Here is a 14981-nt window from a genome sequence, read left to right as displayed (position 1 = left end):
CGGCCTGATCACCCGGTTAGGCTCCCGGTATGGCTATTCCTCCCTTCCTCGCGGAGCTCCGTGCCCTGGTCGGCACCCGTCCGCTGTGGCTCACCGCCGTCTGCACCGTCGTCCTGGACGACCAGGACCGGGTGCTGCTCGGCCGCCGCTCGGACACCGGCGCGTGGGCGCTCGTCGGCGGCATCGTCGATCCGGGCGAGCAGCCCGCCGACGCGGCGGTGCGCGAGTGCTACGAAGAGACCGGCGTGCACGCGGTCCCCGAGCTGCTCACCTCGGTCACCGTGTCGCCGCTGATCACCTACCCCAACGGCGACCAGACCCAGTACCTGGAAGTCACCTTCCGCTGCCGCGCGGTGGGCGGCGAGGCCCGGGTCAACGACGAGGAGTCGCTGGAGGTGGCCTGGTTCGCGCAGGACGCGCTGCCCGAGCTGGACGCCTCCAACCAGGAGCGGCTGAAGCTCGCACTGGAGTGCACGGGCCGTACTGCGTTCACTCCGCCCGGCGCAATCGGCTGACGCAGCGTCAATCTCTGCTCGGGTAACGGTTGCCGTCCCGACGACCTGCGCGTTTGACTGCTCGTCATATCAGCCGGATAGAGTACTGATTCATTATGAAGCAGTTACACAACGCAGCCGAGCAGCCCACCCACGGTCTGGCACAGGACGCCGACGACTGCCTCTACGACCCCCGGATCCGCACCGTCCTCTCCGAGTTCACCCTCGGCAACGACACCCTCGCCCTGGAGGCCGCGGCCGCCGTGCGGGCCGCCTCGCACTCCGTGGAGCGGCTGCGCAGCCGCGGCGCCCAGGGCCGGGGCCTGAGCTCCGGCGCGCTGGACATCCTGATCCGGCTCGGCGCCACCACCGGCGAGGCGCTGAGCATCGGCGACCTGGCCCGCTCCGCCGACGTCAGCTCGCGCAACGTCACCGGGCTGGTCGACACCCTGGAGCGTGAGGGCCTGGCCGAGCGGGTGCCCGACCCGCACGACCGCCGCTCGGTGCTCACCCGGATCACCCCGGCCGGGCGCGGCTGGCTGGACACCTTCCGCGAGCCGGTCCAGCGCGCCATGGCGGGGGTGTTCCACGGCTTCACCCCCGCCGACCTCACCCAGCTGCGCCACCTGTGCCTGCGCGTGGTGGAGAACCAGCAGCGGCTGGAGCACTACCTCGCGCAGACCGAGGACGTCCTGCGCTGACCGCGCCGCCGGACGGGCCGGGGCTACAGCCCCGCGAGGTTGTCCGTCAGGTCGTCCAGCCCGAACGAGCCCTGCGAAATGGCCGCCATGTGCCAGGACTTGAGGTCGAAGGCGGCACCGCGGCGCTGCTGGGCGGCCGCCCGCCCGGCCAGCCAGGCGCGCTCGCCCAGCTTGTAGCCGATCGCCTGGCCCGGCAGACCGAGGTAGCGGGTCACCTCGCCCAGCTGGCGGGCCGGCGTGCTGCCCTCGTAGGCGGCCATGAACGCCAGGCCCAGCTCCGGCGTCCACTGCTCGCCGGGGTGGAAGGGGGAGTCGGCCGGGATCGCCAGCCGCAGGTGCATGCCGATGTCGATGATCACCCGGATGATCCGCAGCATCTGCTTGCCGAGGTAGCCGAGGTAGCGGCCCGGGTCGGCGAGGAAGCCCAGTTCGTGCATCAGCCGCTCGGCGTACAGCGCCCAACCCTCCACGTTGGCGCTGACCTTGCCGAGGGTGACCTGGTAGCGGCTGAGCTCGTCCTGCCGGGTCACCCACTGGGCGAGCTGGAGGTGGTGGCCCGGCACGCCCTCGTGGTACCAGGTGCTGACCAGCCGCCAGGTCGGGAAGCTCTGCTGGCCGAGGGTCGGCAGGTAGGTCCGGCCCGGCCGGCCGAAGTCCATGCTGGGGCCGGAGTAGTGCGGCGCCACCGAGCTGCCGGGCGGCGCGATCAGGGTCTCCACCCGGCGCAGCGGGCCCGCGATGTCGAAGTGGGTGCCGTCCAGCGCCTCGATCGCCTCCTCGATCAACTCCTGGAGCCAGGACCGGATGCCCTCCTCGCCCTCGATCCGGTGGCCGTGCTCGTTCAGGTGGGTCACGGCCTCGGCCAGGCTCGCCCCCGGCAGCACCCGGCGCGCCGCGTCCTCCATCTCGGCCAGCGTCCGGTGGAACTCGGACCAGCCCCACGCGTACGCCTCGGCGAGGTCCACGTCGGCCCCGGTCGAGCGCCGGGCCGAGCGCAGGTAGCGCTCCCGGCCGACCGCGTCCGGCACCCCGACGGCCGCCGGCGCGTAGTCGGAGCGCAGCCAGTCGCGGAACTCCGCGATCGCGGCGGTGGCCCGCAGCGCCGCCTCGTCCAGCTCGGCGCGCTGCCGCTCGGGACCGTCCGCCACGAAGCCGGTGAACCAGCTCGCCGTGCCGCTCTCCTCGCCGGTCCAGGCGGTCAACTGCTCGATCACGCCGTCGACCTGGCGCGGCGCGGAGAGCAGGCCGCGCGAGATGCCCTCGCTCAGGGTGGTCCGGAAGCCGTCCAGTGCGTCGGGCAGCGCGCGCAGCCGGTTCGCCACGTGCGACCAGTCGTCCGCGGTCCCGGTGTCCATCAGGGTGAAGATCCGGCGCAGCTGCTGCACCGGCGTGTGCAGCGTGCGCAGCCCGATGAAGTGGTCGCCCGCGTCGTGGCAGGCCAGCTCCGCCGTCAGCCGCTCGCGCAGCAGCCGCGCGCAGGCCGCCTCGACGGGGCCCTCGCCGGCCGGGGCAGCGTCCAGCAGGGCCAGCGTCCCGCGGTCCAGTTCGGCCTTGGCCTCGTAGCCCTCCGGCGACAGGTCCGGCAGCCGGTCCAGCCCGACCGGATCCCCCAACCACTGTGCGGTCGCCGGGTCCTGGGCGGCCACCTGTTCGACGTAGGCATCGGCGATCCGGCGCGGGGTGAGCTTCGTATCTGGCATGCGCCCATCCTGTCCCAGCGAAGGCAGCGCTGTCAGCACACCAACGAGGTGTCCGCGGCCGGGCCGGCTGGCATACGATCATGATCGTTGACAGACTCCGACACCGATCCGGGACGGCAGCCGTGCGCACCCCCCTCGCCGAGGCGTGCCATCGCGGACAGCCGCACCTGCCGCCACGAGCCGACCGGCCCGACCACGCCGATCACCCCCGCAGCGCAGTTCGCCGGCTTCAGCAAAGGCACCACCAGGATGAGTTGCGGTCGGTCTATGGGCGGATCGAGGCGAACACCTCGACCTCGCACTTTGCCGCACCGCTGCGTTTGATCCTCGCGTCACTGGTGATCAGCGGTGCGCCGAGGGCTTCCGCCAGCGCGACGTACTGGGCGTCGTAGGCGCTGAGGTTGGCGTGCAGCGTCTTCACCCGGTCCCAGAACGGCAGCGTCTCCCGTTTGGCGATGGGAAGCATGCGGTATGCGGCGACCGCCCGCTCCACTTCCTTCCCGGCCAGCTTGCCGCCACGCCGCATGCCGAGGAGGGCCGACTGGATCTCGTAGTCCAGGAGAGTGGGAGCGTAGACGTCCCCAGCCTCGGCCACCCGGCTCCGGATGAGCTCTCCGTCGGGACTGTGGGCCGTGAGGACCAGGACGAGCGCGGAGCAGTCGATGACGATCAACGCCCGGCTCGCCCCTCGTCGATGGCAGCGAGGATATCGGCGGCGCTGACGTCGGCGGTGGTCTCCCGGTTCAGCCGCTCCATCATCTCCGCCATGGTGGGCTTGGACGCTTCCCTGGCGATCAGATCCTGCATGAATGCCTGGAGCGACTTGCCGGCCTGGGCGGCGCGAACCTTCAGGGTCTGGATCTGATCGTCCGGGACATCCCGGATGGTGAGCGCTGTCATATCTGCACTCTAGCGCCACTAGCTGCAAAGTGCAGATAGCGGCGAGCCCTCCCCTGACGTCCAGGAGAGGGCTCGCCCATGGTGCGGGTCATGCCCTCCACCTGCTGGCAACGGTCGAGGGGAGACCCGTCTCTGGCGGTCTCCGGTCGAGGCAGGGACCATACCGCAGCCGTGGCCGGTCGGGACTACTCGCCGAACTCGTCGAACACGTCGTTGAGGTCCCTGGCCACTGCCTGGGCATCACGCCCCTCGATACGGTGGCGCGGCATGAAGTACACCAGCTCGCCATCCTTGAACACCGCGAACGACGGCTCGGACGGCGGGATGTCCGCGAAATACGAGCGCATCCGCGCGGTGGCTTCCAGGTCCTGCTCGGCAAAGACCGTCAGCAGCCGGTTCGGGCGCTTGGAGGTGTTCTCCAGGGCGATGCGGGCGCCGGGGCGGGCCATGCCAGCCGCACAGCCGTAGACCGCGTTGATGGCCACGAGAGTCAGGCCACTCTCCGCTTCCTTCATCGCGGCGTCCACGTCGTCGGTGGTCAGCAGTTCCTTGAAGCCGATCGACGTCAGCTCCTCTTTCATGGGCTTGATCAGCAGCGGCGAGTACGGCATACCAGCTCCTCACTGAGGGAGATCGGACCAACGCTCAGCGTAGTACGCAGGATGTGCCCGCGTCCGAAGTCCGGACAAGTGTGTTGCCCTCCGCCTTCCGTGCACGGACACGCTGCCGCCCCGGCAAGCGTCGAAGCTCACCGGGGCGGCAGCGAGGTGCAGTTGGACGTCAGTCCGCCAGCGGCAGGTACACCCGGTTGCCGTGCTCCGCGAACTCGGCCGACTTCTCGGCCATGCCCGCCAGCGCCGCCGCGTCGAAGTCGGTGCTGACCGCCGTCGAGCCGTCGCCGTGCTCGTCGCGGATCTTCTGGCTGATCTTCATCGAGCAGAACTTCGGCCCGCACATCGAGCAGAAGTGCGCCGTCTTCGCGGGTTCGGCCGGCAGCGTCTCGTCGTGGAAGGCGCGGGCGGTCTCCGGGTCGAGGGCCAGGTTGAACTGGTCCTCCCAGCGGAACTCGAAGCGGGCGTCGGAGAGCGCGTCGTCCCAGGCCTGGGCGCCGGGGTGGCCCTTGGCCAGGTCGGCCGCGTGGGCGGCGATCTTGTAGGTGATCACGCCGGTCTTGACGTCGTCGCGGTTGGGCAGGCCCAGGTGCTCCTTGGGCGTGACGTAGCAGAGCATCGCGGTGCCCCACCAGGCGATCATGGCGGCGCCGATGCCGGAGGTGATGTGGTCGTAGCCGGGCGCGACGTCGGTGGTGAGCGGGCCCAGGGTGTAGAAGGGGGCCTCGTCGCAGATCTCCTTCTGGAGGTCCATGTTCTCCCGGATCTTGTTCATCGGGACGTGGCCCGGGCCCTCGATCATCACCTGCACGTCGCGCTCGCGGGCGATCCGGCCGAGCTCGCCGAGCGTCTGCAGCTCGGCGAACTGCGCCTCGTCGTTGGCGTCCGCGATCGAGCCCGGGCGCAGGCCGTCGCCGAGCGAGAACGTGACGTCGTAGGCGCGCAGGATGTCGCAGAGTTCCTCGAAGTTGGTGTAGAGGAAGTTCTCCTGGTGGTGCGCCAGGCACCAGGCGGCCATGATCGAGCCGCCGCGCGAGACGATGCCGGTCTTGCGGCGGGCGGTCATCGGGACGTAGCGCAGCAGCACGCCGGCGTGCACCGTCATGTAGTCGACGCCCTGCTCGCACTGCTCGATGATGGTGTCGCGGTAGACCTCCCAGCTCAGCTCCTCGGCCTTGCCGTCCACCTTCTCCAGCGCCTGGTAGAGCGGCACGGTGCCGATCGGCACCGGGGAGTTGCGCAGGATCCACTCGCGGGTGGTGTGGATGTTGCGGCCGGTGGAGAGGTCCATCACCGTGTCGGCGCCCCAGCGGGTGGCCCAGGTCATCTTCTCCACCTCCTCCTCGATGGAGGAAGTGACCGCGCTGTTGCCGATGTTGGCGTTGATCTTCACCAGGAAGTTGGTGCCGATGATGGCCGGCTCGACCTCGGGGTGGTTCACGTTCAGCGGGATGACGGCCCGGCCGCGCGCCACCTCCTCGCGGACGAACTCCGCCGCGAGACCCTCGCGCAGTGCGATGAACTCCATCTCGGGGGTGATGATGCCCCGCTTGGCGTAGGCGAGTTGGGTGACGGCGACGCCGTCGCGGGCGCGCAGCGGGCGGCGCGGGCGGCCGGGGAAGACCGCGTCCAGGTTGCGCAGGTTGCCGCCGCGCGGGGAGGTGTGCTTGATCCCGTCGTCCTCGGGGCGGGCCTCGCGGCCGTCGTACTCCTCGACGTCGCCGCGCTGGCGGATCCACGGGTCGCGCAGCGCGGGCAGGCCGCGGCGCACGTCCGGCTCGAAGGCGGCGTCGGTGTACGGGCCGGAGGTGTCGTACAGCGGGACGGTGCGGCCGTTGGTCAGCTGCACCTCGCGGTAGGGGACCCGCAGGTCGGGGCGGGAGCCCTCGCGGTAGGCCTTGCGCCAGGCCGGCGTGGGGTACCCGGTGGACGCGCTGCGCACCCCGCTGTTGGCGGTCGCGGCGCTCTCGTCGGCGCCCGGATGTGCGTCATCAAAAACGGTCATCAGACCCTCTACTCCCTACGCCGGCATTACCCGGTCAGGTTCCTGCGGTCGACGCAGCGGTCGGTCCACGGCCGGTGTTCTACGGCCCTGGGCCCTTCAGCGCCCTCTCAGCCCGGTGCTCCGAGCTCCCGTGGGCAGGCGGACTTGCCTGCCCGAAGCGTCCTCACGGTAACCGGGGCGCAGCACCGCGGTCCAGTAGGGGTCCGGCCACCGATACCCGCGCCGGCCGGCGACCGGCCCCGCCCGGCGCACCCGCCACCGCCGGGCCGTCCGACCCGTGGGCCACACTGGTGGCGCAAACCGCGCGCACCGGGCGGTGGTTGGCGTTCATGGGCTTCAGAGGGGGCGAGTCGGATGATCGGCTACACGGGGCGGGTGACCGGCAAGGTGGGAGCGGGGCTGGTCGGCGAGGTGATGCTGGCGGTGCCGGAGCGGCAGAGCAGCGAGGCCTTCCTCGCCTACCTGGCGCTGCCGGGCGAGGCGCTGCCCGTCGGCACCCCGGTGGTGGTGGTCGAGTACCAGCCGCCGCGCACCGTCTACGTCGCCCCGGCCATGGGCTGAACCCTGGCGGCGCCCCCGGGGCCGGGGCAGCGGATCCCACCCGGTACGGGGCGCCCGTCACGGCAACTCGCGCCCCGTACTGCGTCGCGTTCGGTGATCGTCGAGCACGGCCGGTGACGGGTTGTCACAGTGGTGCGGGACACGCCGGAGCTGACTTCCCATGAGATCGAAAGAGGCGCACAATCTCGACTCGCCACCGCGTTCCGCGCAATCCTGCACAACCGAGCGCAGCCACGGAGCGGTGTGCCCTGAAGGGGGAAAAGGCCGATGTTGATCGGCACCATCGCGGGGATCGTCGCCGCGGCAGTCGTGATCGTGATCGTGCTCTTCAAGATGTGCTGGCGCGTCGCCGAGCCCAATGAAGCACTGATCATCTCCGGTTCGAAGCACCGCACCGAAGGCCTCGCCGAGGGCCTGGGCTTCCGGGTGGTGACCGGGCGCGGGACGCTGGTCACCCCCGGCATCCAGACCGTGCGCAAGCTCTCGCTCGACCTCAACGAGGCCGACCTGGACGTCGAGTGCGTGACCTCGCAGGGGATCCCGGTCCAGGTCAAGGGCGTGGTGATCTTCAAGGTCGGCGACGACACCGTCTCGATCGCCAACGCCGCGCGCCGCTTCCTGGACCAGCAGAAGATGATGGGCCAGCGGGTCCACAACGTCTTCGCCGGACACCTGCGCTCGATCGTCGGCGGGCTGACCGTCGAGGAGATGATCCGCGACCGCGAGCGGCTGACCGGGGAGACCCGGGCGGCCTCCGGGACCGAGATGGAGAAGCTCGGTCTGATCATCGACTCGCTGCAGATCCAGGAGATCCTGGACCCGACCGGCTACATCAAGAACCTGGCCGCCCCGCACGCCGCCGCCGTCCAGCGCGACGCGCGCATCGCGGCCGCCGCGGCCGACCGCGAGGCCACCGAGGCCGAGCAGGAGGCCTTCGCCCGCAAGGCCGAGGCGACCCGCAACTCGGGGATCCAGCAGGCCGGCTACCAGGCCGAGATGGACACCGCGGCGGCCCGCGCCCTGCAGGCCGGCCCGCTGGCCCAGGCCGCCTCCCGCCAGGAGGTCGTGGTCCAGGAGACCAAGGTCGCCGAGCTGGAGGGTCACCGCAAGGAGCAGCAGCTGCAGGCCGAGGTCCGCAAGCCGGCCGACGCCCGCGCCTACGAGACCCGCACCAAGGCCGAGGCCGACCGCGACGCGCGGATCTCCGCCGCCGAGGCGCAGGCCCGGGAGACCGAGCTGAAGGCCGCGGCCGAGGCGAACCGGGTGAAGATCGCCGCGCAGGCCGAGGCCGAGGCCACCAAGGCCCGCGGCCTGGCCTCCGCCGAGTCCACCCGCGCCACCGGGCAGGCCGAGGCCGCCGCGGCCGAGGCCAAGGGTCTGGCCGCCGCCGAGGCGGCCCGCGCCCTCGGTCTGGCCGAGGCCGAGGCGATCAAGGCCCGTGCGGCCGCCCTCGCCGAGAACCAGGAGGCGGTGGTCGCCCAGCAGCTCGCCGAGCACTGGCCGGAGATCGTCCGGGCCGGCGCCGAGGCCTTCGGCAACGTCGAGCACATGGTGCTGCTCAACGGCGCGGAGGGGATGGGCGAGATGTTCGCCAAGGCGCTCACCATGGGCGGCACCGGCCTCGGCCTGGCCCGCCAGCTGCTGAGCTCCATGAACGGCACGGACGCCCCCGCGGCGGCCGAGCACGACGTCACGGGCAGCGGTACCCACCGGGGCGGCACCCAGACGATCCCGGTCCAGGGCGAACCGACCGCCTGATCGTCCGTCACCAGCATGACCTGAGTGGCCCGTTCCGCCCCCCGCGCGGAACGGGCCACTCGTCTGTGGGGGTCAGTCGCGGTAGGCCTCGGCCAGGGCCGCGAAGACCCGCTTCGGGCGCCGGCCCGGGCGCTCCCCGGCACCGTCGAGCCCGTCGGCCGGCAGCACCGCGACCACGCCGTACGAGCCGAGGTCGAGGTCGAACCGCTGCTCCGGGCGGTGCGGCGCCCGGTAGTGGGCGAAGGTGAACCAGAACGCCGAGTCCACCCCGGCCTCCTCGAACTCGGCCAGCAGCTCCCCGAGGTAGCGGACCTGTTCGTCCTCGTCCCGGACCAGCGGTTCGGTGACGTACTCGACGCCGTCCGGCCCGTACTCCGTCACCGCCCAGCCCATCCCGCCGCGCGCCCCGGCGCCCTGGTAGGCGCAGCAGCCGAACTCGGTGACCACCACCGGCTTGCCGTGCCGGAAGTGGGCGCGCAACTGCTCCTGGTAGCGCGGGGCGTTGCCGGCGTCCCGGTAGGCGTCCACACCGACCAGGTCGAAGGGCGTCCAGTCGACGTGCTCCCAGATGCCCGAGGCGTAGCTGAGCCGGCCGTGGAACTGCTCGCGGGCGGTGGCGGCGGCCCGGGCCAGGAAGGCGTTCAGCCGGGCACCGGCGTCCTTGAGGCCCGCGCGCGCCGCGGGGTCGGTGCTGGTCAGGTTCGCCAGCCGGGCCGGGAAGTCCTCGCCCGGCAGGAACCCGGCGGCGAAGAGGCTGAGTTCGCAGCCCAGCACCAGCACCACCTCGGCGCCCAGCGAGCGGATCCGCTCGGCCCGCCGGGCGCAGTCGGCGAAGAGCGGCAGCAGCTGCTCCTGGGCCAGGTCGCAGGGGAACGGCGCGAACCAGACCTGGAGGCCGTACGCCGCGGCGAACTCGGCCGCCAGCTCGATCCGCTGCGGATCGGCGCCGGAGATCCGCACCGCGGTGCAGTGCAACTCCTCGGCGATCACCCGCATTTCCTCGCGCACCACGGCGGGCTCGAAGGAGCTCCGGGAGATCTCGCCGACCGGGGCGAAGCCGGTGTCGTAGTTGATGCCCTTGCCGCGCATGGCCGTTCTTCTCTCTCGCTACGGGTCGGTGGGGGTGGATCGGGGCTGTTCAGGCCTGGTCGGCGAGCATCTTCTTGAGCAGCTCGGCGGACGGACCGCTGACCAGGCCGGCCAGCGCGATCGCCCCGACCAGGAAGACGGTGGGCAGCCAGACCATCGTGGTCAGCGGCAGCGTGTAGGCCCCGACCACCCGGGCCGCGCACTCCAGCAGCAGGGCCGCGCCCCAGATCAGCGAGTGCCGCCGGGTGGCCTTCGCGAAGGCCGGCGACCCCGCGGCCAGCCGCTCCCAGGCGGCCTCCAGCCGGGCGTCGCCGCGGGTCAGGAACGGGCGCAGGCCGGCGGCCATCAGCGGGTTGCCGCGCAGTGCGGAGACCAGGATGCCGCCGCCGATCGCGCTGCTGACCAGGCCGTCCTTGGCGATCATCAGCCGCGGGTCGCCGGTCAGGAAGGTGGCCAGCAGGCCGACCAGGTTGACCACCAGCATCAGGCCCGCCAGCCCGTTGACCCTGCGGTCGCGGACCAGGCCGTGGACCGTGCGCACGGCCGGCAGCAGGCTGCTGACCATCAGCGAGCCGACCATGCTCATCCCGAGGACCGAGTGCGCGGCGTAGTAGACGCCCAGCGGCACCGCGACGTCGACCGCCAGCGGCAGCAGGGCGGTCACCAGCGGGTTGCCGGCCTTGGCGGCAGTGGCGGCAGTGGCGGCAGTGGCGGCGGCGGTGGTGCTCGGCTGCAGGGTGCTGGTCTCGCTCATGGTCCGGTCCTCCCGTTGGTCCCGCTCGGCTACGAGGTAGAGACTCCCAGTCGGAGCTGACCGGCCATCAGTGCCTGATGTCGCCAGTGGCGCATGACAGCTGTCATGCCGCGCACCGGCGGTTGTCACGAAACACCGCGGCGCCCGTCACCTGCGGTGCAGGTACGGGCGCCGGAGCGGAGGCGGCGTTGGATCAGCCCTTGGCGGCCTTCTTGACCAGGATCACCACCGCGGCGGCGATGCCGACCACGATCAGCGCCTTGAAGGCGAACCAGATGATCGCACTGACCACGCCGAGGACCATGCCGAGAAGGTTGATGGCGAGGATCAGCACCAGGATCGGGACCACGACGTTGCGCATCCAGGACGGCAGCGACTTCCAGATCTCAGCCATTTCGGTTCCTTTTCTCCCTTGCGGGTCCGGCCCTTGATCGCCGCATCCCGTCCGCTTTCGGTACTTCGATCGTACGAGGGCGCCGTAGCGGAAACGAGAGTTCAGGCCCCTGAGAGAACCCGGAGACGGCCCTGACCCCGGTCCCTCAGGGTCGCCCTTACCGGTGGCTTACGCCCGCCGGGCGCGGGCGGTCAGACCGGCCAGCCCTCGCCCCGCCAGGCGGCGTCCCAGAACATCCACTCGTACCGGGTGGTGGTGCGCACGTGCTCGTGCACCCGCCGCCGTTCGGCCTCCCCGAGCTGCTCGCCGAGCCGGTCGGTGAGCGCCAGCACCCGGCGCACCACCGACTGGAAGGACTCCTCGCCGTAGACCGCGATCCACCGCGCGTAGAGCGGATCGGGGGAGGAGCGGGCGAGCAATTGCTCGCCCACCTTGGCGTAGACCCAGTAGCAGGGCAGCACGGCCGCCACCGCCTCCGCGAAGGATCCGCCGTAGGCGGTGGCGAGCAGGTAGCTGCTGTAGGCCCGGGTGGTCGGCAGCACCGGCAGGGCGGCGGCCTCGGCCGCGCTGTGGCCGAAGACGGCGAGGAACTCCGCGTGCATGCCCTGCTCGGCGGCGAGCGCCCCGATCGCGTCGTCGGCGAAGGCCCGCACCTCCTCCTCGCCCGGCGCCTTGGCCGCGCAGACGGCCAGCGCCCTGGCGTAGTCGCGCAGGTAGTGCGAGTCCTGGACGACGAAGTGGGCGAAGGCCTCGCGCGGCAGCGTGCCGTCGGTCAGACCGGCCAGGAACGGGTGCTCGAGGATCTTGGTGTAGACCGGCGCGACGCTCTCGGCCCACAGCTCCTCGGTCAGGGTCTGGGTCATGTCAGCGACCCTACGTTCCGCCTGCCGGAGGATCACGGGCAGCCTCAGTCCTCCGGCGGCGAGAAGACCACCAGCACCCGCAGCTCCTCGGTGATGTGGTGGAACCGGTGCGGCACCCCGGCCGGCACGAAGACCACGCTGCCGCGCCCCACCGTGCAGGTCTCCTCCCCCACGGTCAGCGAGGCCCGCCCGCTGACCACCTGGTAGAGCTCGTCCTGCGGGTGCGCGGACTGGGTGTCCTGTTCACCGGGCGCGAGCGCGTACAGGCCCGCCGACATGGTGCCCTCCTTGAGGAAGCGCAGATAGGCGCCCTGCTGCCCGGCCCGGTGCCGATCGAGCTCGTCGAGTCGAAAGACCTTCATCCGCTGCTCCTCCTGTAGGTGCTTCCACCGGCCGCCTGGGCCTGCGACCATGCGGAAGCATGAAGCACTTCGTGGTCAAGACCCTCATCAACGCGGCAGCCATCTGGGTGGCCGCCTGGATCGTCAACGGCATCACCCTGTCCGGCGGGGACTGGAAGCAGAAGACGCTGACGGTGATCGCCGTCGCGCTGATCTTCGGGGTGGTCAACTGGCTGATCAAGCCCCTGGTGAAGTTCTTCTCGTTCCCGCTGTTCATCCTGTCGCTGGGGCTGATCACCTTCGTGATCAATGCGCTGATGTTCTGGCTGACCTCCTTCGCCTCCGACCGCCTGAAGCTCGACTTCCACGTCGAGGGCTTCGTCCCCGCCCTGCTCGGCTCGCTGATCATCAGCGTGGTGGCCTGGGGCCTGCACCTCGCGATCGGCGACGAGGACTGAACCGACGAGGACTGGAGCGTCGTCGGCCGAGCAGACGACGGCTGAGCCGTTCGGCCGGACATTTCGCTCGCGCGTGCGAGTTTCGGGCTCCCTGAGCTGCGGGATGCTCCGGCACAGGAGCATCCGGAGGTGACCCACGTGGCCCAGGTGACGCCGCACCCCCGTCCGGTGGTCAAACGCACCGCACGGGCGATCCTGCTCGACCTGCCGAGCGACGACCCCTGGCAGGGCACCGCCGAGCTGATCGTGATCAAGCGCACCAGGCCGGGAGCGCCTCCGTACTGGATCACCCCGGGCGGGGGCGTGGAGCCCGAGGACCGCACCGTGACCGACGCGCTGCACCGCGAGGTGGACGAGGAGCTGGGCGGCAAGGTGGTCGACGTGGTGCCCGCCTTCGTGGACACCGTCGCCCACCACCACCACGAGGACGGCAGCCCGGCCCATCCGCACGGGGTCAAGGTGCAGCACTTCTTCGTCTGCCGGCTGGCCGCGCTGGACCCGGCGCTGCGGCACGGACCCGAGGTGGACGAGCCGCGCGGCGAGTACGAGATCGTCCGGCTGCCGTTCACCCGCGAGGGCGTCACCTCGGTCAACCTGGTGCCGCCCTCGCTGCGCGCCTACCTGGCCGCCAACATCGAAGGGGTGCGCGCGCTGCTCGCCCCCGACCTGGGCTGAGGCCTGCCGGGTTCAGCTCTGCCCGTCGGGCAGGTCGTGGTGCAGGTGCTCGGCCCGCACCCCCGAGCGCAGCAGCGCGGCAGCCGAGCGGCGCACCATCGCCGCCGGACCGCTGAGGTAGGCGTGGTGCCCGTCCCACGGACCGTTGCGCACCACCACGTCACCCAGCAGCCCGCGCAGCGCACCGTCGCCGCCGGGCTCCTCGTCCGGTTCGGAGACCACCGGGCAGACCGTGAGCCAGGCGTGCCGCCGCGCCGACTCCTGCAGCTCCGGCAGCTGGTAGAGGTCGGCGTGCAGCCGGGCGCCGTAGAAGACCGCCACCTGGCGCCCGGCCGGGTTGCCGTGCGCGGCCAACTCCTCGACCAGCGCGGCGATCGGCGCGATCCCGGTACCGCCGCCCAGGCAGAGCAGCGGGGCCGGCACGGCGTGGTCGAGCACCATGCTCCCGGCGGGCGGACCCAGCCGCAGCACGTCCCCGGGCGCCGCCCGGCGCACCAGCGCGCTGCTCACCCAGCCGGCCTGCAGGGCCTTGACGTGGAAGGTCAGCAGCCCGTCGGGGCGCGGCGCGGTGGCGAACGAGAAGTGCCGCCAGACCCGCGGCCACCAGGGCGTCTCCAGGCTGGTGTACTGGCCGGCCCGGTACGGGTAGGCCTGGTCGGGCCGCACGGTGATCGCCGCCACGTCCCGGCCCAGCCTCCGGTGCGAGACCACCTCGGCCTGCCACCAGGGCGGCGAGCCGACGGCCGCCTGCTCGGCGGCCTCGATCATGATCCGGGAGACCAGCCCGTAGACCCGGCGCCAGGCCAGCTCGGCCTCGGCGTCCCAGCGGGTGCCGCAGTACCGCGCGAGCGTCGCCACCAGGCACTCGCCCACCGGCGCGTAGTGGCCGCTGAGCGTGCCGTACTTGCGGTGGCCCTGGCCGAGCCGGGCCAGGTAGGCGGTCAGGCCCGCCGGGTCGTCGGCGCTGCGGGCGGCCTGGAGCAGGGCCCGGAAGAGGCGGTCGCGCTGCACGTCCATGGCGGCGGGGAAGAGCGAGCGCACCTCGGGGTGGTGCAGGAAGATCAGCGCGTAGAAGTGTGCGGTGGCCCGGTCCGCCACCGGCTCGACCACCGCCAGGGTGGCCCGGATCAGCTCCAGGTCGCGGGCGGTGGGCGGTTGGGCGGCGTCGACCGGGGCGGCCGGTGCGAACTGCCCGGGAGCGGGACCGGGGACGGTGGGCGGGCCCGGCGCCGCCCAGGCCTGGCTCCAACCATCGCCCGGTCCGGTCCAGTTGAGGCCGGGGGCCCAGCGGAACAGCGGCTCGATGGCCGGGCGGGGCTCGGCGGCGGGGGCGGGGCGCACCAGGTCGAGCGCCGAACCGGCCGGAGCGGCGACCGACGGGGCGACCGGCGCGGGGCCGACCGGCAGGGGAGTGACCGGCGGGGTGGTGGCCGGTGGGGCGGCGGGCGGTACGGCCGGCGGCTCGGTCGGCATCGGCGGCACGACCTGCCCGGTCGGCTGGGGCGCCACCGGCGTCGGCAGCGGCGTCGTCATCCCCGGCACCGAGGTGGCCGCGGCCGACCCCTGCCCCGAGCGGACCAGCATCGCGGCGAGCGATTTCACGGTGACCTGTCGCGTGCTCAAGAGAATCGTTTCGCCTCCGGTCGTCCCAGCAACGCCTCCAGCAGCGTGGCACGG

At 72.0% G+C, this 14981-nt stretch carries 17 protein-coding genes; 6 read left to right on the top strand and 11 right to left on the bottom strand.

Going from position 1 to position 14981, the window contains the following annotated elements; all coding sequences use genetic code 11:
- The first annotated feature begins 29 nt into the window (after positions 1-29).
- Together OG500_RS20315 and OG500_RS20310 are read left to right on the top strand one after the other, a co-directional pair.
- Positions 30-515, top strand: coding sequence for an NUDIX hydrolase (locus OG500_RS20315; protein ID WP_327068075.1), 486 nt, complete (start codon positions 30-32; stop codon positions 513-515).
- A gap of 95 nt (positions 516-610) precedes the next feature.
- Positions 611-1195 carry a MarR family winged helix-turn-helix transcriptional regulator gene (locus OG500_RS20310; protein WP_329582215.1) on the top strand — a complete coding sequence of 195 codons (585 nt, stop codon included), beginning with the start codon at positions 611-613 and terminating at the stop codon, positions 1193-1195.
- Between the two features lie 23 nt (positions 1196-1218).
- Here the strand turns inward: OG500_RS20310 and OG500_RS20305 are convergent, their stop codons facing one another.
- From OG500_RS20305 to thiC, 5 genes are all read right to left on the bottom strand, one after another.
- The gene (locus tag OG500_RS20305) at positions 1219-2895 is read right to left on the bottom strand and encodes a DUF885 domain-containing protein (protein WP_327068073.1); all 1677 of its coding nucleotides are present in this window, start codon (positions 2893-2895) and stop codon (positions 1219-1221) included.
- A 265-nt stretch (positions 2896-3160) separates the two neighbouring features.
- Entirely contained in the window at positions 3161-3568 is a 408-nt protein-coding gene (locus OG500_RS20300) for a type II toxin-antitoxin system VapC family toxin (protein WP_327068072.1), read from the bottom strand.
- A complete protein-coding gene (locus tag OG500_RS20295) occupies positions 3565-3795 on the bottom strand; it encodes a FitA-like ribbon-helix-helix domain-containing protein (RefSeq protein ID WP_327068071.1) in 231 nt (76 codons plus the stop codon). Before OG500_RS20295 ends, OG500_RS20300 begins: the two co-directional genes overlap by 4 nt.
- A gap of 185 nt (positions 3796-3980) precedes the next feature.
- Entirely contained in the window at positions 3981-4406 is a 426-nt protein-coding gene (locus OG500_RS20290; RefSeq protein ID WP_329582211.1) for a BrxA/BrxB family bacilliredoxin, read from the bottom strand.
- Positions 4407-4575: 169 nt separating this feature from the next.
- Entirely contained in the window at positions 4576-6411 is a 1836-nt protein-coding gene (thiC, locus tag OG500_RS20285; RefSeq protein ID WP_329582208.1) for a phosphomethylpyrimidine synthase ThiC, read from the bottom strand.
- A 354-nt stretch (positions 6412-6765) separates the two neighbouring features.
- Here thiC and OG500_RS20280 point away from each other — a divergent pair, with 354 nt between their 5' ends.
- Together OG500_RS20280 and OG500_RS20275 are read left to right on the top strand one after the other, a co-directional pair.
- Positions 6766-6972 (top strand): hypothetical protein, encoded by a 207-nt coding sequence (locus OG500_RS20280; RefSeq protein WP_327068068.1) that lies wholly within the window; start codon positions 6766-6768, stop codon positions 6970-6972.
- A gap of 267 nt (positions 6973-7239) precedes the next feature.
- On the top strand, positions 7240-8730 hold the full coding sequence (locus OG500_RS20275; RefSeq protein WP_327068067.1) for an SPFH domain-containing protein: 1491 nt from the start codon (positions 7240-7242) through the stop codon (positions 8728-8730).
- Between the two features lie 72 nt (positions 8731-8802).
- On the opposite strand, the gene OG500_RS20270 is transcribed toward OG500_RS20275, so the two are convergent.
- The 5 genes from OG500_RS20270 to OG500_RS20250 form a co-directional block, all read right to left on the bottom strand.
- On the bottom strand, positions 8803-9819 hold the full coding sequence (locus OG500_RS20270) for a hypothetical protein (RefSeq protein ID WP_329582205.1): 1017 nt from the start codon (positions 9817-9819) through the stop codon (positions 8803-8805).
- Between the two features lie 49 nt (positions 9820-9868).
- Positions 9869-10573: a VC0807 family protein gene (locus OG500_RS20265; RefSeq protein ID WP_329582203.1), complete on the bottom strand. Its 705-nt coding sequence runs from the start codon at positions 10571-10573 to the stop codon at positions 9869-9871.
- A 193-nt stretch (positions 10574-10766) separates the two neighbouring features.
- A complete protein-coding gene (locus OG500_RS20260) occupies positions 10767-10967 on the bottom strand; it encodes a DUF5326 family protein (RefSeq protein WP_327068064.1) in 201 nt (66 codons plus the stop codon).
- 191 nt (positions 10968-11158) lie between these two features.
- On the bottom strand, positions 11159-11830 hold the full coding sequence (tenA, locus tag OG500_RS20255) for a thiaminase II (RefSeq protein WP_329582201.1): 672 nt from the start codon (positions 11828-11830) through the stop codon (positions 11159-11161).
- A gap of 44 nt (positions 11831-11874) precedes the next feature.
- The gene (locus OG500_RS20250) at positions 11875-12192 is read right to left on the bottom strand and encodes a cupin domain-containing protein (RefSeq protein ID WP_327068062.1); all 318 of its coding nucleotides are present in this window, start codon (positions 12190-12192) and stop codon (positions 11875-11877) included.
- Positions 12193-12251: 59 nt separating this feature from the next.
- Between OG500_RS20250 and OG500_RS20245 the strand changes: the two genes are divergently transcribed.
- Together OG500_RS20245 and OG500_RS20240 are read left to right on the top strand one after the other, a co-directional pair.
- Positions 12252-12629: a phage holin family protein gene (locus OG500_RS20245; RefSeq protein WP_327068061.1), complete on the top strand. Its 378-nt coding sequence runs from the start codon at positions 12252-12254 to the stop codon at positions 12627-12629.
- A gap of 138 nt (positions 12630-12767) precedes the next feature.
- Positions 12768-13304: an NUDIX hydrolase gene (locus tag OG500_RS20240; RefSeq protein WP_327071616.1), complete on the top strand. Its 537-nt coding sequence runs from the start codon at positions 12768-12770 to the stop codon at positions 13302-13304.
- Between the two features lie 12 nt (positions 13305-13316).
- Here the strand turns inward: OG500_RS20240 and OG500_RS20235 are convergent, their stop codons facing one another.
- A complete protein-coding gene (locus OG500_RS20235; RefSeq protein ID WP_327068060.1) occupies positions 13317-14927 on the bottom strand; it encodes a globin domain-containing protein in 1611 nt (536 codons plus the stop codon).
- Positions 14928-14981: the final 54 nt, after the last annotated feature.

The sequence above is a fragment of the Kitasatospora sp. NBC_01250 genome, assembly GCF_036226465.1.
GTDB lineage: Bacteria > Actinomycetota > Actinomycetes > Streptomycetales > Streptomycetaceae > Kitasatospora.
The sequence above is the reverse complement of the archived record's forward strand: the minus strand, read 5'-3'. Positions and strand labels throughout refer to the sequence as shown.